General features: G+C 77.6%; 12 protein-coding genes. 9 read left to right on the top strand and 3 right to left on the bottom strand.

Going from position 1 to position 21,262, the window contains the following annotated elements; genetic code table 11:
* The first annotated feature begins 375 nt into the window (after nt 1–375).
* Nucleotides 376–2,946, top strand: a complete 2,571-nt coding sequence (glgP, locus tag E5225_RS12500) for an alpha-glucan family phosphorylase (protein ID WP_135973824.1) — start codon at nt 376–378, stop codon at nt 2,944–2,946.
* Nucleotides 2,947–2,960: 14 nt separating this feature from the next.
* On the opposite strand, the gene E5225_RS12495 is transcribed toward glgP, so the two are convergent.
* Together E5225_RS12495 and glgX are read right to left on the bottom strand one after the other, a co-directional pair.
* Nucleotides 2,961–4,613, bottom strand: coding sequence for an FAD-binding dehydrogenase (locus E5225_RS12495; protein ID WP_135973825.1), 1,653 nt, complete (start codon nt 4,611–4,613; stop codon nt 2,961–2,963).
* Nucleotides 4,614–4,628: 15 nt separating this feature from the next.
* Nucleotides 4,629–6,860 carry a glycogen debranching protein GlgX gene (gene glgX, locus E5225_RS12490; protein WP_135973826.1) on the bottom strand — a complete coding sequence of 744 codons (2,232 nt, stop codon included), beginning with the start codon at nt 6,858–6,860 and terminating at the stop codon, nt 4,629–4,631.
* A gap of 154 nt (nt 6,861–7,014) precedes the next feature.
* Here glgX and E5225_RS12485 point away from each other — a divergent pair, with 154 nt between their 5' ends.
* Both E5225_RS12485 and E5225_RS12480 read left to right on the top strand, forming a co-directional pair.
* Entirely contained in the window at nt 7,015–7,809 is a 795-nt protein-coding gene (locus tag E5225_RS12485) for an electron transfer flavoprotein subunit beta/FixA family protein (RefSeq protein WP_135973827.1), read from the top strand.
* Between the two features lie 118 nt (nt 7,810–7,927).
* Nucleotides 7,928–8,908, top strand: coding sequence for an electron transfer flavoprotein subunit alpha/FixB family protein (locus E5225_RS12480; protein ID WP_135973828.1), 981 nt, complete (start codon nt 7,928–7,930; stop codon nt 8,906–8,908).
* A 36-nt stretch (nt 8,909–8,944) separates the two neighbouring features.
* On the opposite strand, the gene E5225_RS12475 is transcribed toward E5225_RS12480, so the two are convergent.
* Nucleotides 8,945–9,934, bottom strand: coding sequence for a phosphotransferase (locus E5225_RS12475; protein WP_135973829.1), 990 nt, complete (start codon nt 9,932–9,934; stop codon nt 8,945–8,947).
* Between the two features lie 214 nt (nt 9,935–10,148).
* Here E5225_RS12475 and E5225_RS12470 point away from each other — a divergent pair, with 214 nt between their 5' ends.
* The 6 genes from E5225_RS12470 (at nt 10,149) to E5225_RS12445 (ending at nt 21,238) form a co-directional block, all read left to right on the top strand.
* Nucleotides 10,149–11,303, top strand: a complete 1,155-nt coding sequence (locus tag E5225_RS12470) for a cysteine desulfurase family protein (protein WP_243738271.1) — start codon at nt 10,149–10,151, stop codon at nt 11,301–11,303.
* Nucleotides 11,303–12,442 (top strand): tRNA 2-thiouridine(34) synthase MnmA, encoded by a 1,140-nt coding sequence (gene mnmA, locus E5225_RS12465; protein WP_135973831.1) that lies wholly within the window; start codon nt 11,303–11,305, stop codon nt 12,440–12,442. The genes E5225_RS12470 and mnmA overlap by 1 nt, the downstream gene beginning before the upstream one ends.
* Entirely contained in the window at nt 12,439–13,458 is a 1,020-nt protein-coding gene (locus E5225_RS12460) for a uroporphyrinogen decarboxylase/cobalamine-independent methonine synthase family protein (protein ID WP_136225444.1), read from the top strand. Before mnmA ends, E5225_RS12460 begins: the two co-directional genes overlap by 4 nt.
* Nucleotides 13,455–13,859: a hypothetical protein gene (locus E5225_RS12455; RefSeq protein ID WP_135975163.1), complete on the top strand. Its 405-nt coding sequence runs from the start codon at nt 13,455–13,457 to the stop codon at nt 13,857–13,859. The genes E5225_RS12460 and E5225_RS12455 overlap by 4 nt, the downstream gene beginning before the upstream one ends.
* Nucleotides 13,860–14,042: 183 nt before the next feature.
* Nucleotides 14,043–15,179, top strand: a complete 1,137-nt coding sequence (locus E5225_RS12450; RefSeq protein WP_135975162.1) for a serine/threonine-protein kinase — start codon at nt 14,043–14,045, stop codon at nt 15,177–15,179.
* Complete coding sequence (locus tag E5225_RS12445) at nt 15,176–21,238, top strand: Ig-like domain-containing protein (protein ID WP_135975160.1); 6,063 nt, start codon at nt 15,176–15,178, stop codon at nt 21,236–21,238. Before E5225_RS12450 ends, E5225_RS12445 begins: the two co-directional genes overlap by 4 nt.
* The last annotated feature ends 24 nt before the right edge of the window (nt 21,239–21,262 follow it).

The following is a 21,262-nucleotide window of genomic DNA, read 5'->3' as shown; positions in this document are numbered from 1 at the left end:
ACGAGGTGGGGGCGACGTGCCGGGCGTCCGGCGCCTGCGGCCCGCGGGCGGGCGCCGCGGTTGGGGTCCGGTCCGCGGTTGCGTCGGCGGGGACGTCACGTGCGGTGGGCGGTGCGGCCGGCGGGGTCGACGCCGGCTCGGGGCCGGGAGCGGTCTCGGGGCTCGACGGGACGGGCACGGAGGCGCGGGGCCGACCGGGGGGCGTCGCGGCAGACGTGCGACGCGGACGCTGGGGAGTCCTCACGCCACGAACCTATCCGTCCCTCCGGGCCCCCGGCATCCGCAGGGGGCGCGCCGCGCCGCACTCGGACATATGTCCGGATCGACCGGTCCGGAGGGCTGTGCGAATGGTCGTGAATGCGTAGTGTGCGGCAGGTGAGAGCGATCCGCCGGTTCACCGTCCGCACCGTGCTGCCCGCCCCGCTGGCGCCCCTGGACACGCTCGCTCGCAACCTGCGCTGGTCGTGGCACCCCGCGACGCGGGCCGTGCTGGCCGACGTGGACCCGGCGCTGTGGGACGCCGTCCGCGGCGACCCCGTCGCCTTCCTCGGTGCGCTCACGCGGGAGCGGCTCGAGGCCCTGGCGGCCGACGAGCGGTTCGTCGCGCGCGTGCGGGCGGCCGCGGCGGACCTGGCGGCGTACCGCCACGAGCCGCGCTGGTACCAGCGCCAGGCGGGTGGGCCCCTGCCCGGCTCGGTGGCGTACTTCTCCCCGGAGTTCGGGCTCGCGGCCGCGCTGCCGCAGTACTCGGGCGGGCTGGGGATCCTCGCCGGCGACCACCTCAAGAGCGCGTCGGACCTCGGGGTGCCGCTCGTCGGCGTCGGCCTGCTCTACCGCTCGGGCTACTTCCGGCAGGCCCTGGACCGCGACGGCTGGCAGACCGAGACGTACCCGGTCCTCGACCCCGACGACCTGCCGCTGACCCTGCTGCGCGAGGACGACGGCACACCCGCGGCCGTGCGGCTCGCGCTGCCGGGCGCGCGCACGCTCGACGCGCAGGTCTGGGTGGCGCAGGTCGGGCGCGTCCCGCTGCTGATGCTCGACTCGGACGTGCCGGCCAACGACGACGCCGGCCGGCGCGTGACCGACCGGCTGTACGGCGGCGGCGGGGAGCACCGGCTGCAGCAGGAGCTGCTCCTGGGCGTCGGCGGGGTGCGCGCGCTGCGCGCGTGGTCGCGGCTGACCGGGGCACCGGCGCCCGACGTCTTCCACACGAACGAGGGGCACGCGGGCTTCCTCGGCGTCGAGCGCATGCGCGAGCTCGTCGCGGACGGCGCCGACGTGCCGACCGCGCTCGAGGTGGTGCGCGCGACGACGGTGTTCACCACGCACACGCCCGTGCCCGCGGGGATCGACCGCTTCGAGGCGACGGTCGTGGGCCGGTACGTCGACGCGCTCGTCGAGCACGACGACCTGCCGACCGCCGACGTGCTGGCGCTCGGCGCGGAGGACCACGAGGGCGGCGACCCGCTGACGTTCAACATGGCCGTCATGGGCCTGCGGCTCGCGGCGCGCGCGAACGGCGTCTCGCACCTGCACGGGCGCGTCTCGCGGGAGATGTTCGCGCCGCTGTGGCCCGGGTTCGACGCGGCGGAGGTGCCCATCGGGTCGGTCACCAACGGCGTGCACGCGCCGACGTGGGTCGCGCCCGAGCTCACCGAGCTCGCGGCCGGGCGGATGAGCGCGCAGGAGCTCGCGACCGGGACCGGCTGGACGAGCCGGCAGGGGGTCACGGACGAGCAGCTGTGGGACGTGCGCGGGTGGCTGCGGGGCCGGCTCGTCGCGGACGCGCGCGACCGCGTCCGCGCGTCGTGGCGCCACCGCGGCGCCGCCGACGTCGAGCTCGGCTGGACCGACGACGTGCTGTCGCCCGACGTGCTCACGATCGGCTTCGCCCGCAGGGTCCCCACCTACAAGCGGCTCACGCTCATGCTCGCGGACCCCGACCGGTTCCGGTCGCTGCTCCTGCACCCGGACCACCCCGTGCAGGTCGTCGTCGCCGGCAAGGCGCACCCGGACGACGCGCCCGGCAAGAAGCTCATCGCCGAGCTCGTCGCGTTCGCCGACCAGCACGACGTGCGCCACCGCATCGTGTTCCTGCCGGACTACGACATGCGCATGGCGTCGACGCTCTACCCCGGGTGCGACCTGTGGCTCAACAACCCGCTGCGCCCCCTGGAGGCCTGCGGCACGTCCGGCATGAAGGTCGCGCTCAACGGCGGGCTCAACCTGTCCGTCCTCGACGGCTGGTGGGACGAGTGGTACGACGGCGAGAACGGGTGGGTGATCCCCACGGCGGACGGCGTCGACGACCCCGTCGCGCGCGACGCGTTCGAGGCGACGGCCCTCTACGACGTCCTCGAGCACCACGTGGTCCCGCGGTTCTACGACCGCGACGAGCGGGGCGTGCCGCGGCGGTGGCTGGCGATGGTGCGGCACACGCTCGCCACGCTGGGGCCGAAGGTGCAGGCCACGCGCATGGTCGCCGACTACGTCGCGCACCTGTACGTCCCCGCCGCGTCGGCCGGCGCCGACCTGCGGGCCGACGACCTCGCCGGAGCGCGCGCGCTCGCGGCGTGGAAGGCCCGCGTGCGGGCGGCGTGGCCCGCCGTGCACGTGGACCACGTCGACTCGGGCGGCGTCGAGGGGGCGGCGCAGGTGGGCGACCGCCTGCACGTGCAGGCGTGGGTGGGCCTCGGCGACCTGACGCCGGACGACGTCGAGGTGCAGGTGGTGCACGGGCCGGTGGGCGCCGACGACGAGCTGACCTCGTTCACGGCCGACGCGCTCGCGGTCACGGACGCGTTCGAGGCGGGTCGGTACGCGTACGCCGGCGAGGTCGAGCTGGCCGCCACCGGCGCCTTCGGGTACACCGTGCGCGTCGTGCCGCGGCACCCGTCGCTGACCTCCCCGGCGGAGCTGGGCCTGGTCGCCGCGGCCGGCTGACCGCCGGCCGACGGTCAGAGCGCGTCGACGAGGGCGCGTCCGGTGACCCGCCCGGTGTACAGGCAGCCGCCGAGGAACGTGCCCTCGAGCGCGCGGTGGCCGTGCACGCCGCCGCCGCCGAAGCCCGCGGCCTCGCCGACGGCCCACAGCCCCGGCAGGACCTCGCCGTCGGGGCGCAGCACGCGCCCCTCGAGGTCGGTCGCCAGCCCGCCGAGCGTCTTGCGCGTGAGGACCGACAGGCGCACGGCGTGGAGCGGCCCGTGCGCGGGGTCGAGCATCCGGTGCGGCGGCGCGACCCGCACCAGCCGGTCCACGACGTAGCGCCGCGCCATGGCGGTCGCGGTCACCTGCAGGTCCTTGCCCAGCCCCGTGGCGACCTGCGCGTCGCGCGCCTCGATCGTCCGCGCGAGCCGGTCGGGGTCGATGCGGGCGGTCCCGGTGAGCGCGTTCATCCCGGCCGCGAGCTCCGCCGGGGTGGCCGCCGTCACGAACTCCGGCGAGCGCCGCGCGAACTCCTCCACCGGCCCGACGGCGCCCGGCAGCACGCGCTGCAGGAGCTGCGGCACGCTGCGCCCCGTGAGGTCGGGGTTCTGCTCCGACCCGGACAGGGCGAGCTCGGCGCCCAGGACCGTGCGGTCGAGCACGAACCACGAGTGGTCGTCCCCGCGGCCCGTGACGTGCCGCAGCGCGCCGTGGGAGTCGAAGCCGGGGAAGAGGGGCGCCGGCAGGCGGCTGCCGTCCGCGTCGAGCCACAGCGAGCTCGGCCCGGCCAGGATCCGGATGCCGTGCCGCGACCAGACCGGCGAGTGGTGCGCGATCCCCTCGGGGTAGTGCCACATGCGGGCGGCGTGCGCGACGTGCGCCCCGGCCGCCCGCGCCGCCGCGATGCCCGACCCGTCCACGTGGTCCGGTACGCCCGAGAGCATGCGCGCCGGCAGCGGGCCCGCGTCGGCCGGCCACGTCGCGCGCACCAGGTCGTGGTTCGCGCCGATGCCGCCCGTCGCGACGACGACGGCGGGCGCGGCCACCTCGAAGGTCCCCGTGGCGGTGCGGCCCGACGGCGCCCCGCGCGGCGCCGGGTCGGGTGCCAGCACGTCGCCGCGCACCCCGGTCACGCGTCCGTCGGTCACGACCAGCCCCGTGACGCGGTGCCGGAACCGGACCTCGACGCGCCCGGCGCGGTGCCCGTCGAGCAGCGCGCGCACGAACGGCTCGAGCACGCCCGGCCCGGTGCCCCACGTGACGTGGAAGCGCGGGACCGAGTTGCCGTGCCCGTCCGCCAGGTACCCGCCGCGCTCGGCCCACTGCACGAGCGGGAACCACCGCACGCCGAGGCGGTGCAGCCAGTCGCGCATCCCGCCGGCGGCGAAGTCGACGAACCCCTCGGCCCACGCGCGGCCCCACCGGTCCGAGCCGTCGTCGGCGAAGCCCGCCGACCCCAGCCAGTCCGCGAGCGCGAGGTCGGCGCCGTCGCGCACGCCGAGGCGCCTCTGCTCGGGGGAGTCGACGAGGAACAGCCCGCCGAACGACCACCACGCCTGCCCGCCCAGGCCGGCGGGGGGCTCGGCGTCGAGCACCAGCACGCGCCGCCCCGCGGCGAGCAGCTCGGCGGTGGTGACCAGGCCCGCGAGGCCGGCACCGACGACCACGACGTCGTGGCGGTTCATGGGCGGCACCCTAGGTCAGCCGGGGTGCCGGCCGGCGGCTGCGGCCAGCACGTACACCCGCATGCTCAGCGGCTCGAGCCCCGTCACCTGGCCGGCCGGGGCGTGCAGCGCACCGCCGATCGCGGCGGTGCGCGCCTCCGCGGGGTGCTCCCACACGGAGTCCCACGCGAGGCACCACGGGTGCTCCGGGTCGCCCGCGAGCGTGACCTCTACCGGGTCCAGCGCGCCGTTGACGACCAGCAGGACCCGGTCGACGTCGGGGTCGCGCGCGACCCGGACCATCTGGAACGTGCGGATCGACGCGTCGTGCCAGCGCGCGTGGTCGAACTCGGTGCCCTCGGCGTCGTACCAGGCGAGGTCGGGCGGGCCGCCCTCGTGCACGGGGGTGCCGGAGTAGAACCGCTCGGAGCGCAGGGCCGGGTGCTCGCGCCGCAGCGCCAGCAGGTGCCGGGCGGTGGCGAGCTGGTTGCCGCGCCAGTCGCTCAGGTCCCAGCGCACCCAGGAGATCGCGCTGTCCTGGCAGTAGGCGTTGTTGTTGCCCTGCTGCGTGCGGCCCATCTCGTCGCCCGCGGTGACCATCGGCGTGCCCGCCGCCAGCACGAGCGTCGCGAAGAGGTTGCGGATCGAGCGGCGGCGCAGCGGGGCGACGCTGGCGGCGGGGGAGTCCGACGTGACGGGCCCCTCGACGCCGTGGTTCCACGACCGGTTGTCGTCCGAGCCGTCGCGGTTCTGCTCGCCGTTCGCGAAGTTGTGCTTGTGGTCGTAGGCGACCAGGTCCGCCATCGTGAAGCCGTCGTGCGCGGTGACGTAGTTGACCGACGCGCCGGGGCCGCGCAGCAGCGGCGGCGTGCCGTGCCCGAACAGGTCGACCGACCCCGACAGGCGGGTCGCGAGGTCGCGCACCCGGTGCCCCGGCAGCCCGTGCGCGGCCCGACCGGGGTCGGCCAGCCAGAAGGACCGCACGGCGTTGCGGAACCGGTCGTTCCACTCCGCGAACGGCGGCGGGAACTGACCCGTGCGCCAGCCGCCCGGTCCCACGTCCCAGGGCTCGGCGACGAGCTTGAGCCCTGCGAGGACCGGGTCGGTCGCCGCCGCCACGAGCGCGGCGTGGTCGGCGCGGTAGCCGTCGCGGCTGCGGCCGAGCGTCACCGCGAGGTCGAACCGGAACCCGTCGACGCCGACGACCCCGGCCCAGTACCGCAGCGAGTCCAGCAGGGTCGCGACGACGCCGGTCCGCGCGAAGTCGAGCGAGTTGCCCGTGCCCGTGACGTCGTCGAGCGCCGCGGGCACGCCGCCGAGGTGGCGGTAGTAGTAGGCGTTGTCCAGGCCCCGCCACGCCACGTGCTGACCGGGCAGCCCGCCCTCGCAGGTGTGGTTGTAGACGACGTCGAGGAGCACCTCGAGGCCCGCCTCGTGCAGGGCGTGGACCGTGCGGCGGACCTCGTCGAGCACGGCCGCCGGTCCGCCCGCGCGGGCCGCCGCGGTCGCGTAGGCGGCGTGCGGCGCGAAGAACCCCAGCGTGCTGTAGCCCCAGTAGTTGGTCAGGCCCCTGGCCACGAGGTGGGGCTCCGACGCGAACGCGTGCACGGGCAGCAGCTCGACCGCCGTGACGCCGAGCCCCAGGAGGTGGGCCAGCACCGCGGGGTGGGCGAGCGCCGCGTACGTGCCGCGCAGCTCGGGCGGCACGTCGGGGTGCAGGTGGGTGAGGCCCTTGACGTGGGCCTCGTAGACGACCGTGCGGTCCCACGGCGTCCACGGCCGGTTCGCGGCCGGGTCGGGCCCCGGCAGCGCGCGCGTGTCGACGACCACGCCGTGCGGCACGTGCGCCGCCGAGTCGCGGCCGTCGGCCGCGCCGTACGGGTCGCCCGCGAGGTCGTCGCCGACGACGTGCCCGTACGTCTCCGGGCCGTACCCGAGGTCGCCCACGAGCCCGCGGGCGTACGGGTCGACGAGCAGCTTCGCCGGGTTGTAGCGCAGGCCGTGCGCCGGCTCCCACGGGCCGTGCGCGCGGAACCCGTACCGCTGCCCCGGCCGTACGTCCGGCACGGACGCCCACCACATGCCGAGGTGGGGACCGCCGAGGGGGACCCGGCGCTCGGTGGGGGCGTCCCGCGGCCCGTCGAGCAGGCACAGCTCCACGGCGGTGGCGTGCGGGGCGAGCACGGCCACGTCGACGCCGTGGTCGGTGACGTGGACGCCCGGCCGGTACGGCCGCGACGCCGCTCGGGGGGTCGGGGGAGCGCTCACGCGTCCATCGTGCCAGGACGGACGTCCGGGGGGCGGCGCCGCAGCGTCGGGTGGACGGCGCCACCGCCCGGACGGGCCCGCGCCACCCGCCCACGGCCTGCCCACGGACCGGTCACCGGCTCCTGCGGCCGGGGTCAGCGGTAACGTTCGGCGCGTGAGGATCGTCGTGTGCGTGAAGTTCGTCCCGGACATCCAGTCGGACCGGCAGCTCGGCCCCGACGGGTACGTCGTGCGGGACGGGGGCGACGGCACGCTGAACGAGCTCGACGAGAACGCGGTCGAGGCGGCGCTGGCCCTCGTCGAGGAGCACGGCGGCGAGGTCGTCGTGCTGACGCTCGGCCCCGAGGACGCGGTCGACGCGGTCCGCAAGGGGCTCCAGATGGGCGCCGACGAGGCCGTGCACGTGCTCGACGACGCGGCCGCCGGGTCGGACGCCCTGGGCACCGCTGCGATCCTCGCCGCCGCCGTGCGCCACCTGTCCGCGGCGTCGCCCGTGGACCTCGTGCTCACCGGCATGGCCGGCCTCGACGGGCTGACGTCGCTGCTCCCGACCGCGCTCGCGGAGGACCTCGGTCTCCCCGCGCTCCCGCTCGCCGCGGAGCTGACGGTCGACCCCGACGCCGGCACCGTGACCGTCACGCGCAACCTCGACCACGCGTCCGAGGTGCTCACCGCGTCGCTGCCCGCGCTCGTCTCGGTCACGGACCAGAGCAACGAGCCGCGGTACCCCAACTTCAAGGGCATCATGGCCGCCCGCAAGAAGCCCGTCACGACGCTCTCGCTCGCCGACCTCGGTGTGGACCCCGCGACCGTGGGTGCCGCCGGCGCCCGCACGCAGGTCCTCGAGGCCGCACCGCGCCCGCCGCGCGAGGACCGGGTGCTGCTGACCGACACGGGCGACGCCGGCACGCGCCTCGCCGCCTGGCTCGTCGACCGCCGGCTGGTCTGACCGGGCGCCCGCCCGCCGCCCGCCCGACAGCCACCCGCTGCACGACACCCGCCGCACCGTCACCGCCGCACAGTCACCGCCGCACAGCCGCCGCCGCACAGACCCCGAGGACACCGACGTGACCGCCACCCCCGTGCTCGTCCTGCTCGACCACGCCGCCGACGGCACGCTGCGCCCGCCGGTCCGGGAGCTGCTGACGCTCGCCCGCACGCTCGCCGGGGAGGCCCCGGTGGAGGGCGTGTGGGCCGGCGCGCAGGAGCCGACGGCCGCGCTGCCCGTGCTCGCCGCGCAGGGGGTGAGCACGGTGCACCGGCTCGTCGCCGACGCGGACCTGCACCTGTCGGCGGTGCTCGCCGACGGGCTGGTCGCGGTCCTGTCCGCGACCGGTGCGCGGCTGCTGCTCGCGGTGTCCTCGTTCGAGAACAAGGAGGCCGTGGCGCGCGTCGCGGTCCGTACGGGTGCCGGGGTCGTCACCGACGCGGACGGCGTGGCGGTGGAGGACGGCCGCGTCGTGACCCGCAAGACCGTGCTGGCCGGCTCGTGGACGACCCGCTGCGCCGTGACCACGCCGGTCGCCCTGGTGACGGTCAAGGCGAACTCGGTCACCGCCGAGGACGTCGCGACGCCGACCCTGCCCGCGGTCGTCGAGCACGTGGTGCCGGTGTCGGACGCGGCGCGCCGCGTGCGCCTCGTCGAGCGGACCGAGCGCGCCGACTCCGGCCGCCCGGACCTCGGCTCGGCGCACGTCGTCGTCGTGGGCGGCCGCGGCACCGAGGGCGACTTCGCGCCCGTGGAGGAGCTCGCCGACGTGCTCGGCGGAGCGGTCGGGGCGACGCGCGTGGCCACCGACGAGGGCTGGATCGGGCACGACGCGCAGATCGGCCAGACGGGCGTCACCATCTCGCCGCGCCTCTACATCGGGGCGGGCGTCTCCGGCGCCGTGCACCACCGGGGCGGCATGCAGGCGTCGGGCACGATCGTCGCGGTCAACTCCGACCCGGACGCACCGATCTTCGAGATCGCCGACTTCGGCGTCGTGGGGGACCTGTTCACGGTGCTGCCGCAGGCCGCCGCGGAGCTGCGCCGGCTGCAGGCCTGAGCCCGGCCGCCGCGGGGCGGAGCCCGGCGGGTCGGATCAGGTGAGGTCGCGCAGCCAGCGCAGGGTCGCGGCCGCCTGCGCCGCCTGGAACGCGCGCAGGTTCGGGATCCCCGGGGGCGCCGGCTGGCCCGACGCCCACGCGAAGTAGCCGGCCAGCCCGGTCAGGCCCGCCCGCAGGTCCTCTCGGGGGACGCCGTCCGAGACGGGCCGTCCCGCGAAGATCCGCGCCGGGTCGCCGCCGCCCTGCAGCGAGACGCTCGGCAGCATGAACGCCAGGTCCAGCCACGGCGCGCCGACCGAGGCGTGCGGCCAGTCGATCAGCCACACGCGGCTGTGCCCGTCCTCGACCATGACGTTGTCCGCGCGCAGGTCGCCGTGCACGAGGCTGTCGCCGGCGCACACGCGCAGCGCGTCCTGCTCGAACCGCACGAGGTCGTCGAGGTGCTCGAGCGCCCAGCGGCCCGGCTCGCCGACGCCCGCGACGACCTCGGCGCGGTCCTGCGGCGCCAGGCGGTGCAGCGAGCGCCAGCCGGTGAAGTCGTCCGCGAGCCGGTCGTCGGTGCGCGGCAGGTCGTGGCCCGGCAGCGGCTCGGCGTCCGCGAGCGCGTCCACCGCCGCGAGCACGAGCTGCAGGTCGTCGGTGCGCCACGGCAGCTCGGGCTGGCGGCCGTGCACGGCGTCGAAGCCGAGGATCACCCACTCGCCGTCGTCATCCCACCAGCGCAGCCGCGGCGCCGGCACCTCGGGCGGCAGGGCGCGGGCGGCGCGGATCTCGGCGCGCGCGAGGTCGGGCGACTGGGGGTTCTGGTCCGGCGAGACGGCCTTGACGAAGACGGCCCGGCCGTCGGTGAGCTCGAGCACGGCCACGAAACCCGGGGAGAAGCCGCTCGTGAGGGTCGACTCCGCCGTCACGCGCGCGCCGGCGAGCACCTGGATGCGCTCCCGCACGTGGCGCGGGAGGTCGCGCCAGTCGAGCCGCTGGCCGCCGAAGGCGAGCGGTAGCGCGATGACATCGTCGGCACTCACCCGCACATCTTGTCAGCAACGAGCCGCGGGGTCCGGGTGAACGTCCGGGGCCACGGGCTCTGCGCACGTCCTTCGCACGACGTCCGCGTCGGTGGGTGCGCGCGGCGGTCGCGGACGTCGCGCGGGCGGCGGGACGCGGCGGCGTTCGTAGACTGGCCGCGTGAGCGCTCCCCGCCCGCGCGCGGCCTACCTGGACCACGCGTCCACCACACCGATGCTGCCCGCGGCCGTCGACGCGCTCACGGCCGCTCTGGCGCACGTCGGCAACCCGTCGTCCCTGCACACGGCGGGCCGCGCCGCCCGGCGCACCGTCGAGGAGGCGCGCGAGCGGCTCGCCGCCGCGCTGGGCGCACGGCCGAGCGAGGTCGTCTGGACGGCGGGCGGCACCGAGGCGGACAACCTCGCGGTCAAGGGCCTGTTCTGGGCCCGGCGGACGGCCGACCCCGCGCGGCGGCGCCTGCTGGTGTCCGCGGTCGAGCACCACGCCGTCCTCGACCCCGCGTTCTGGATGGCCGCGCACGCCGGTGCCGAGCTGGTGCTGCTGCCGGTGGACGGCGACGGGGTCGTCGAGGTCGAGGCGCTGCGCGAGGAGCTCGAGCGGCACCCCGACCAGGCGGCGCTCGTCTCGATGATGTGGGCGAACAACGAGGTCGGCGCCCTGCAGCCGGTCGCGGAGGTCGTCGCGCTCGCGCACCGGCACGGCGTGCCCGTGCACGTCGACGCGGTGCAGGCGGTCGGGCAGGTGCCGGTGGACCTCGCCGCGTCGGGCGTCGACGCCCTCACGGTGAGCGCGCACAAGGTCGGCGGCCCCGGGTCGACGGGGGCGCTGCTCGTGCGCCGGGGGCTCGACCTGACGCCCGTGCTGCACGGCGGCGGGCAGGAGCGCGGGGTGCGCTCGGGGACGCTCGACGCGCCGCTGCTCGCGTCGTTCGCGGTCGCGGTGGAGGCGGCGGTGGCGGACCGCGCGGAGCACGCGGCCCGGGTGGGCGGGCTGCGGGACGACCTCGTGCGCCGGGTCCTCGACGCGGTGCCGGACGCCGTGCTGCGCGGCCCGGCGGACACCGCCCGCCGGCTGCCCGCCAACGCGCACCTGACGTTCAGCGGCTGCGAGGGCGACTCGCTGCTCTACCTGCTGGACGCCGCGGGCGTCGAGGCGTCGACCGGCTCGGCGTGCCAGGCCGGCGTGCCGCGCCCCTCGCACGTGCTGCTCGCGATGGGTGTCGGCGAGGACGACGCGCGCGGTGCGCTGCGGTTCAGCCTGGGGCGCACGTCGACCGCCGCGGACGTCGACGCGGTGCTCGACGTGCTGCCCGGCGCGGTCGAGCGCGCCCGGGCGGCCGGCCTCGCGTCCGCGGGGGTGGGGGTCTGATGCGCGTGCTCGCCGCCCTGTCCGGGGGCGTGGACTCGGCCGTCGCCGCGGCGCGGGCCGTGGACGCGGGGCACGACGTCGTCGGCGTGCACATGGCGCTGTCGCGCACGCCCGCGCAGGAGCGCACCGGGTCGCGCGGGTGCTGCTCGATCGAGGACGCCGGTGACGCGCGGCGCGCGGCCGACGTGCTGGGCATCCCCTACTACGTGTGGGACATGTCGGAGCGGTTCGAGCGGACGGTCGTCGCGGACTTCCTCGCCGAGTACGCCGCGGGCCGCACGCCCAACCCCTGCGTGCGCTGCAACGAGCACGTGAAGTTCGCCGCGCTGCTGGACAAGGCCCTCGCGCTCGGTTTCGACGCGGTGTGCACCGGGCACTACGCGCGCGTCGTGACGCACCCGGACGGCCGGCGCGAGCTGCACCGCGCCGCCGACGTCGCCAAGGACCAGTCCTACGTGCTCGCCGTCATGGGACCCGACCGGCTCGCGCGCTCGCTGTTCCCGCTCGGGGACGCGGCGTCGAAGGCGCAGGTGCGCGCCGAGGCGGCCGCCCGCGGGCTGTCGGTGTCCGCGAAGCCCGACTCCTACGACATCTGCTTCGTCGCGGACGGGGACACCCAGGGCTTCCTGCGGGACCGCCTCGGACCGCAGCCGGGGGACGTGGTCGACGAGACGGGCGCGGTCGTCGGGGCGCACGACGGCGCGTACGCGTACACCGTCGGGCAGCGGCGGGGTCTGGCCCTCGGGCGCCCGGCGCCGGACGGGCGTCCGCGGTACGTGCTGGCGGTGGAGCCCGTGCAGCGGCGCGTCGTGGTCGGGCCGGCCGAGCGGCTGGCCGTCGCGCACGTCCAGGCGGACGAGGCCGTCTGGTACGGGCCCGTGCCACCGCCCGGCACGTCCTGCACGGTGCAGGTGCGTGCGCACGGCGCGCCGGTGGGCGCGCGCGTGCTGGCGGCCGACGACGGGACCGTGACGGTCGACGTGGCCGGGGACGGCACGGGGGCGGGCCTGCGCGGCGTCGCCGCCGGCCAGTCGCTGGTCCTCTACGACGGCACGCGGGTGGTCGGCCAGGGCACCGTGCGCGCGACGGTGGCGCCCGCGGGGCCCCGCGCGGTCGACGGTGCGCGGGTGACCGCATGACCGCCGTCACCGGCTCCGGCACCTGGCCGGGCACCGACGCGCTCGAGGCCGCGACGACCGTCGTCGGGGACCTCACGTCCACGCCGTCCGAGGTCGACGGCCTGCCGTTCGCGCCCCTGCTGCCGGCACGCGGACCGTGGGGCGACCGTGCGGGCGCCGCCCTCGCGCTGCTCGAGGACCTGCCCGCCGAGCTCGGGCCGCACGGCTGGAAGCTCACCGACCGGCCCGGTGGGGACCTCACCCGGGCCCGCGCAGGCGCCCGGGAGGACCTCGACGCGCTCGCGGTCGCGGCGCACGGGTACGCCGGCCCGCTCGTGCTGCCCGTGCTCGGGCCCCACACGCTCGCCGCCGAGGTGTACCTCGCCCGCGGCGACCGCGTCCTGTCCGACCCCGGCGCGCTGCGCGACGTCGTGGCCTCGCTCGCGGCGGGGCTCGCGGCCCGGCTCGCCGACGTGCGCCGCACCGTCCCGGGCGCGACGGTGCGCGTGCTGCTGCACGAGCCGATGCTCGCCGCGGTCCTGGCCGGCGTCGTCCCCAGCTTCTCCGGGCGGGACCGGCTGCGCCGCGTGCCCGGGCCGACCGCGGCCGAGGGGCTCGGCGCGGTCGCCGACGCCGCCCGCGCGGCCGGGGCCGAGGCGCTGGTCGTGCACGGTGGCACGGCGTGGGCCGCGCTGCCGGCCGTGCGCGCCTCGTCCGCCGACGGCGCCGCGCTCGCGGTCGCCGGCCTGGGCGAGCGGGGGTGGGAGGAGGTCGCCGGCCTCGTCGAGGACGGCCGCACGTTCTGGCCGGAGCCGCCGCCGCAGGCGACGTCGCAGTGCGCGGGGCCGGACGTCGTCGGCCAGGCCGACGCCGTGACCCGGCCGTGGCGCACGGTGGGCCTCCCCGCGGCCGGCCTGCGCGACCTGGTCCTCGTCGCGGCTCCGCCCGACGCCGGTGCCACGCCCGACGACGCCCGCGGCGCGCTCGCGGGACTCGTGCGGGCCGCCGGCGTCGTGGCCGAGCGGGGCGACGCGTGAGCGGCCCGGCGGTCGCGCCGCGCCGGCGCCGCGCGCCCAGCCGCCGCCGGGCGCTCGCGCTCCTGCTCACGTCGGGGCTGGCCCTCGTCGGCCTCGTCACGCTCGGCGTCGTGTACGCGGGCATCGGGGTCACCACCATGCGCGCGTCCGTCGCGGGCGACGAGCCGTGCCTCGTCGCGTACGAGGACGACGCGTCCGTTCGCGTGCACTACACGGTGCTGCCCCCGCGGGGCGTCTGCACCTGGGACGTCGGCGGCAGCCGGGAGGAGGTCGTCGTGGCGTCCGCACCGACGGCGCTCGCCCTCGGCGCCTGGTCGCTCGCCCTCCTCGGGGTGGCCGGCGTCGCGGGGACCCTCGTGGCCGGCGCCCGCGCCGCGGGCGGCGCTCGTCCGAACGGATGACCACGGCCGGCTGGCCACGCGCGCCCGCGCAGGTCACCGGGGTGCACGTGGCGCCGTGCCGGTGGGCGTCCCGCCGGGGCGGGGGCGCGAACAGGTACGCTTCCGCGTCGGTCCGGCCGTGCGCGCGCGCACGCACGACCGGCGGGCGCGAGGTCGGCCGATCGAACCCTGGGGGAGCCAGCTGTGGCACGTCGTGTGGCGGGGACCCCCCCGGTGCTGCCGGGCTACACCTACGTGCGCCCGCTCGGCGTGGGCGGGTTCGCCGACGTCTTCTGCTACGAGCAGGACATGCCCCGCCGCGTCGTCGCGGTGAAGGTCCTCGCGGAGGGGCTGCACGACCCCGTGGCGCAGCGGGCGTTCGAGGCGGAGGCCGACGTGCTCGCGCGCCTGTCCGTGCACCCCGCGGTCGTGACGGTGCACCAGGCGAGCGTCTCGGCGGACGGCCGGCCCTACATCGTCATGGAGTACTGCCTCGACACGTACGGCGCCCGGGCGCGCCGCGGGCCGCTGGCCGTGCCCGAGGTGCTCGACGTCGGCGTGCGGCTCGCCTCCGCGCTGGAGACCGCGCACCGCTCGGGCGTCCTGCACCGCGACATCAAGCCGTCGAACGTGCTGCGCACGTCGCTCGGGACGCCCGCGCTCGCGGACTTCGGCATCGCCGCCGCGGTCTCGGGCTCCACGGGCATCCCCGCGATCGCCATGTCGGTGCCGTGGAGCGCGCCCGAGGTGCTCGAGGAGCGCGTCGCCGGGTCCGTGGCGGCCGAGGTCTGGAGCCTCGGGGCGACGCTGTGGACGCTGCTGACGGGCCGCGCGCCGTTCGAGGTCGGTGAGCGCGCGCGCGACGGGCGCGAGGCGATGGCCGGCCGCATCGTGCGCGCGAAGCTGGCGCCCCTGGGCCGCGCCGACGTGCCCGAGCGCGTCGAGCAGATCCTCGCCCGCGCCATGTCGAAGGACCCGTCCCACCGGCACCCGTCGATGCTCGCCCTCGCCGAGGAGCTGCGCTGGGCGCAGTACGACCTGGGCCAGCCGCCCACGGCGCTCGAGGTCCCGTCGGCCGAGTGGGCCGCCGGCGCCAGCCCCGTGGAGGTCGCCGACCACGGCGCCCGCGGGCCCGTGGTCTCGCGCGTGCGCGCCCGCAGCCGTGCCGAGGCGCGGGCCGAGCGGGTGTCCGCCGAGCTCGCCGTGGACCGCGACGGGCTCGTCGTGCACGGGCCGGCGCGGCGCGCCGCGTGGCAGGCGGGCGTCGTGGGCGCCCTCGTCGGCGCCGCGGCCGTCGCGGCCGTGGTGCTGCTGCTGGTCGTCTCCGGGGTCCTCGGGTGAACCGCCCCGCCGCGCCGCCCGCCCCGGCCCCCGGTGCCCGCCGGCTCCCCGCGCGCCTGCGTGCCGCCGCCGTGGTCGTCGTCGGCGCGCTCGTGGTCACGGGCGCCGTGCTCGCGCAGGGCTACGACGCGCAGCGCACGCCGGCGGTCGAGACGGCCGTGTGGGTCACGCGCGACGCCGGCCAGTACGCGCGCTTCGACACCGAGCTCGGCGAGATCGACACGGTGCGCTCGGTCGACGACCCGACGACCGTCCTGCAGCACGGTGCGCGCGCCGCGGTCGTCGCGCAGGGCATGCAGCAGCTGTGGACCGTCGACCCGGCGGTGCCCGCCGACCTGCGCCAGGACGCCGGCGACGGCGAGGAGGGTGCCGAGGCGCTCGCCACGCCGGGCGGGACGCAGCAGGTCGCGGCGTCCGGCGAGTGGGTCGTGTTCCTCGACGACACCGGCACCGCCTCCGTGCGGCGCCTCGACGCCGATCCCACGACGCCCGCGACGCCGCTCGACCCCGAGGGCGTGCAGGCCGCGTCGGCCACGCCGGACGCCGAGGACGACGAGCCCGAGGAGCCGTGGGCCGCCGACGCCGCGACGGTCGACGACCGCGGGCGCGTCGCGCTCTACGCCGCGTCCGACCGCACGCTGCGCGTGCTCGACGCCGCCGACGGCGAGCTGCTCGAGGGGCCCGTCGAGGTGGCCGACGGCCCCGCCGAGGTCGTCGACGTGCGCCTGACGCTCGTGGGCGGCCACTGGGTGCTGCTGGACGCCTCCGACGGCCGGCTGTGGACCGGTGCGCGGGACGAGCCCGTCCCCACCGAGGCGGGCGCCGGCGCGGTGCTGCAGGAGCCGACGGCCACCGGCACGTCCGTGCTGGTCGCCGACCGCGAGGGCCTCGTCGAGGTGCCGCTGACCGAGGGCGCCGCCCGGCGGACGCAGAGCGCCGACGGCTCGCCGGCGCCCCCCGTGCGGCTCTCCGACGGCACGCGCGTCGCCGCCTGGCTCAGCGGGACGGCCGGCACCCTGTGGACGTCGGGCGCCGAGCCCGTCGCGCTCGAGGTCGACGCCGAGGCGCTCGAGGCGCTGCCCGACCTGCACCCCGTGGTCCGCACGAACGGCGGCCGTGCCGTGCTGGAGGAGACCGGGTCCGGTGCGCTGTGGACCGTGCCCGACGGTCGCGCGGTCCCGCTGTCGCAGTGGACGGCCACGCAGGAGGACGACCGCACGACCGGCACGAACGCGGTCGAGGAGGTCACGCAGCAGATGCCACCGGTGGCCGCACCCGACGCGTTCGGCGTGCGCCCGGGGGCCGACGTCCGGCTGCCCGTCCTGCTCAACGACCACGACCCGAACACGGGCGACGTGCTGACGGTCGACGCCGAGTCGCTCAGCCCCACGTCGGACCCCGCCTTCGCGTCGCTGCGGCTCGCCCACGACGACCAGGTGGTCGTCGCGTCGATCGGGGCGCTGGAGGGGTCCGCGACCTTCACGTACGCGGTGACGGACGGCACCGACCGCTCCGAGCCCGTCACCGTGACGCTCACGGTGGTCCCCGACGAGGCGCAGGGGCCGCCCGCGTGGTGCGACGTGGAGGGCTGCACGCAGACGTGGCCGACCGTGGTGCTCGCCCCGGGCGGCACCGCGCGCACCGGGATCCTCGACGCCTGGGTCGACCCGCAGGGCGACCCGTTCGTGCTGCAGTCGGTGCAGGTCGGCGACCCCACGGCGCCGCTGCAGGTCGCCGCCGGACCTGACGGGTCCCTGACCGTGCGGCACACCGATGCGAACGCCGCCGCGACGTCGACCGCGCTGACCGTCGTCGTCGCCGACGCGCGGGGCGGCACGACCGAGCGGACGCTCGACGTGGCCGTCCAGCAGGCGCCCGACCTGGTCGTCGACGGCACCGCGCTCGTGCTGGGCGAGGCCCGCACCACCACGGTCGACCTCGCGCCGCAGGTCGCCGCGGGCTCGGGCCGCTACCGCCTGCGGGACGTCGTCCCGGTGGGCGTCGACGGCGGTGCGGGTGTCACGGTGGCCGCGACGGGCGCGGGGATGCGCGTGCAGGTGACCGCGAACACCGCCGGCGAGCACCCGGTGACGTTCACGGTCCACGACGACGTCACGGGCGTCGAGCGCGCGGCGCTGCTGCGCGTGCGCGTGCCGGCGGACGACCGCGCGGTCGTGCTGCCACCCACGACCGCGTACGTCTGGGCGCACGAGGACACGACGGTCGACGTCGTGTCCGCCGTGCAGGGCGCCGCGCGCCACGTCCTCATGGTGTCGTTCGCGACCTCCGACTCGCCGGGGCTCGGCGTGGACGTCATCGACGCCACCGCGCTGCGCCTGCGCGCCACGAGCGCCGACGCCGCACCCGGCCTGCTCGGCACCGTCACGGTGACGGTCACGGACGGCGCCGAGGTGCGCACCGAGGGCCGCGTCGCGGTCTTCCTCGTCGGCGCCGTCACGGGGCAGGGCGTCGTCGCGCAGCCGGACGTCGCCACCGTGCGCGCCGGCGGGACCGTCGACATCCCCGTCACCGACAACGACGTGGCCCCCATGGGCGGGCGCACGACGCTGCTGCCGGACCTCGTCACGTCGGGCACCGCGGGCGAGCTCGCGTTCGTCTCGGGCGGCACCGTGCGCTACGTCGCGCCCGAGGCGCCGGGCACGTACACCGTCGGCTACGACGTCGCCTGGAGCCAGGACACCTCGCGCACGTCGTCCGCGACGGTCACCGTCACGGTCGTCGACGCGACCGCGAACCGGCCGCCCGTCGCGCCGGTCCTCGAGGGGCGGGTGGTCGCGGGGAGCACCGTGCGCATCCCCTTCGAGGCCGCGGGGACCGACCCGGACGGCGACGCCGTGACGCTCGTGGGCGTGGGGCGGCCGGAGCCGGGGCAGGGTTCCGCGACCGTCGAGGAGACCGGCGACGGCGTCCGCTTCGTCGCGCCGCCCACGCTGACCCCCGGCCAGCAGGTGGCCTTCACGTACGTCGTGCGCGACAGCCGGGGCGCGTCGTCGACCGGCACGGTCCGGGTCGGCGTGCTGCCCGCCGGCGCGCGCAGCGGCGCCCCCGTCGCGTACGTCGACTACGTGCGCGTCACCGCCGGGCAGGCCGAGCCCGTGACGCTCGAGCCGCTCGCGAACGACCGCGAGCCGAACGGCGGCGCGCTGACCCTGACGGCGATGCGCTCCGACGCGCTGCCCGGCACCGCCGAGGCCGAGCGGCTCGACGGGCTCGTCGACGAGCGGGAGACGTCCCTCGAGGACGGCGTGGTCGTGCTCGGCGCGGGCGACGTGCTCGGCGTGCACGCGTACGTCTACACCGTGACGGCCGCCGACGGCGTGAGCACCGCGGAGGGCCTCGTCGTCGTCGAGGTCGTGGCCGACGCGACCGGCGAGCAGCCGCTCGTGGCGGACACCGTCGTGACGCTGCGCGACCGCGACCAGCTCGCCGCCGGCGGCGTGGACGTCGTCGAGGGGAAGGTCCGGTGGGCCAACGGCCGGCCGGGGGACCTGACGCTGTCCGTCTGGGGCGACGCCGCGGACACGTGGACGGTCGACGGGACGCGGATCGGCGGGCCGCTGCCGCGCGCGGGTGCCGTCGTGCCGTTCGTCCTCGAGGGCACGGACGCGCGCGACACCGACGTGCGGGCCTACGGCCTGCTCCGGGTGCCCGCGTTCGACGACATGCGTCTGACCACGTTCGACGGCCTCGAGCCGCTCGCCGTGGACGAGGACGCGACCGCCGAGACGCGGCTGTCGGACGTCGTCGACGCGGGCCCGGGCGACCGCCTCGAGGTGCGCACCGACGCGACGCCCGTCGTGCAGCGCGCGGCCGCGCGGTGCACGGTCACCGGCGACGGCACCCTCCGGTACGCCGCCGGCGCGGGCTCGCCCTGGCAGGACACGTGCACGGCGGGCGTGCGGGTCGTCGGCCAGGAGACGTGGACCGACGTGCTCGTGCCCGTCGAGATCCGCCCGGCGGCACCGCAGGCCGTGCTCGCGCCGGTGAGCCGCACGGTGGCCCCGGGCGCGACCGAGACGATCGACCTCGGCGAGATGCTGTCCTGGGAGGGCGGGCGCGTCGGCGACGAGGCGTCGATCGTCTACGCCACGACCCTGTCCGGCGCCGCGGGCACGCTGGAGTCCAGCCAGGACGGCCGCACGCTGGCGGTCACGGCCCGGGCGGGCGCGGTGCCCGGCACCCGCGCGACCGTCACGGTCCGCGTGGCCCAGTACGGCGGCCTGCAGTCGACCGTCGACCTGCTCGTCGGCGCGGCGCCGACGGACGCACCCCGTGGCGCGACGATCGCCGCCACCTGCAACGTCGCCGACGGCGCCGGGTGCACGATCCCCGTCGTCGGCGTCGCGGGGGAGTACGACCCGTTCGCGGGCAAGCCCGGGTCCGGCCTCGAGCTGGCGCAGGTCGGCGCGGGCGGGACCGTCGCGTGCGCCGTGGCGACCGTGAGCGCGGGCGACCGCGGCACGGTGCGCGTCTCGTGGCCGGCCGGCAGCCGGCCCTCGGGCGGCACGTGCGCCGTGCCGTTCACCGTGCGCGACGCGCAGGGCCGCCTCGGCTCCGGCCGCGTCGACCTCGACGTGCTCGGCTTCCCGGCTCAGCCCGGCTCGCTGACGATGTCGTCGTACGCGGCGTCGTCGGTGGTGCTCGACCTGCAGCTCGGCGAGGCCGCGCGGGCGCACCCCGCCGTGAGCGGCGTGACCGTCTACCAGGACGGCGCGCCCGTCGGGGCCTCGTGCTCCGCCGCCGGCGCGAGCACCTACCGCTGCACGGTCGGCGGGCTGCGCAACGGCGAGCCGCACGCCTACACCGCCCGCGTGCGCAACGCGGTCGGCGAGTCGCCCGACAGCACGCCCGTGCAGGCGTGGGCGTACGCGTCGCCCGCCGTGAGCCGCGTCAGCGCCGAGACGATCTACGACCCGGCCCGGACCACGACGTCCGCGGGCGTCGCGCGCGTCACCATCGCCGCGGCCGACGACGCCCGTGCGTTCGTCGTCACCGGCGTCGAGGGCGAGGTCCCGCGGCGCGGTGCCGACACGACCGTCGAGGTCGTCCTGCCCGTCGGCGCGCAGACGGTCACCGTCACGCCGCTGAGCCGGTTCGCGCCGCCCAACGGCGGCACGGACGCGTCGGGGAGCCCGTCGCAGGCGCAGGTCACGGTCGCCGGCGCGCCCGTGGTCGCCGGCGGTGCCGCCCGCCCGGGGGACCGCTCGATCACGGTCGACGGCGCCTCCGTGAACGCGAACGGCAGCGCCGCGCCGACGTCCCTGCGCTACGGCGCGTTCCTCGACGCGAACCAGGCGTCCTGCACGATGGGCCGCGACGGCCGGGCCCAGCTCGGCGGGCGCGGGGTCGTCTCGGAGTCGGCGACGATCGGCGGGCTCGAGAACGACGAGGAGTACTCGGTCGTCGTGTGCGGCTCCAACGGCTTCGGCGCCGCGCGCGTCGACCTGGGCCGCGTCCTCGTCTTCACGGGCTTCGAGCCGCCCACGGTCGGCGACGGCTGGTCGGTCGGCGACCGGGCGTCCGACCTGCGCGGTGGCGAGGTCGGCTGGCTCGACGCGCGGGCCCCCCGCGTCGACGCCACGCTGTGGAACACCGTCGCGCAGGTGCGCGTCGCCGGCGGCGACTGGACGGACCCGGCGCGCTTCGAGCTGCCCCGCAACGCCGCGAACCCGTCCGTCGAGGCCCGCCAGTGCAGCAGGTTCCGCCCCGCGAACTGCTCGCCGGCCGTGGCCGTCCCCCGCGAGGGCTCGGTGCCGGGCACGCTCACCGCACGCTTCCCGGTCGACGCCTGCGTGGCCGAGCCGTCGGCGCGCGACGTCGAGCTGCCGGAGTGGGCGCGCGGAGCCGCACAGGTCACCGTGACGCAGGAGCAGCGCCGCGGCGCCCTCGTCACGACGTGGGCGCTGAGGTGGACCGGCGCGCTCGACGGCCTCGAGGACGTCACGCGCGACAACGCCGGGGCGCGCTGCTCCCCGCCGGCCGAGCCGACACCCACCCCCACCCCCACTCCCACCCCGACCCCGCCCCCCGCGCCCTGAGCGCCCCTGCGACGAGAGCTGGAC

The sequence above is a fragment of the Cellulomonas shaoxiangyii genome, assembly GCF_004798685.1.
In the GTDB taxonomy this organism is placed as follows: Bacteria; Actinomycetota; Actinomycetes; order Actinomycetales; family Cellulomonadaceae; genus Cellulomonas; species Cellulomonas shaoxiangyii.
The sequence above is the reverse complement of the archived record's forward strand: the minus strand, read 5'-3'. Positions and strand labels throughout refer to the sequence as shown.

What these genes read in the sequence shown, in the direction of transcription:
- mnmA (WP_135973831.1), top strand. Translation starts at nt 11,303, where the DNA reads ATGCGCGTGCTCGCCGCCCTGTCCGGGGGCGTGGACTCGGCCGTCGCC.
- E5225_RS12460 (WP_136225444.1), top strand. Translation starts at nt 12,439, where the DNA reads ATGACCGCCGTCACCGGCTCCGGCACCTGGCCGGGCACCGACGCGCTC.
- E5225_RS12470 (WP_243738271.1), top strand. Translation starts at nt 10,149, where the DNA reads ATGCTGCCCGCGGCCGTCGACGCGCTCACGGCCGCTCTGGCGCACGTC.
- E5225_RS12495 (WP_135973825.1), bottom strand. Translation starts at nt 4,613, where the DNA reads ATGAACCGCCACGACGTCGTGGTCGTCGGTGCCGGCCTCGCGGGCCTG.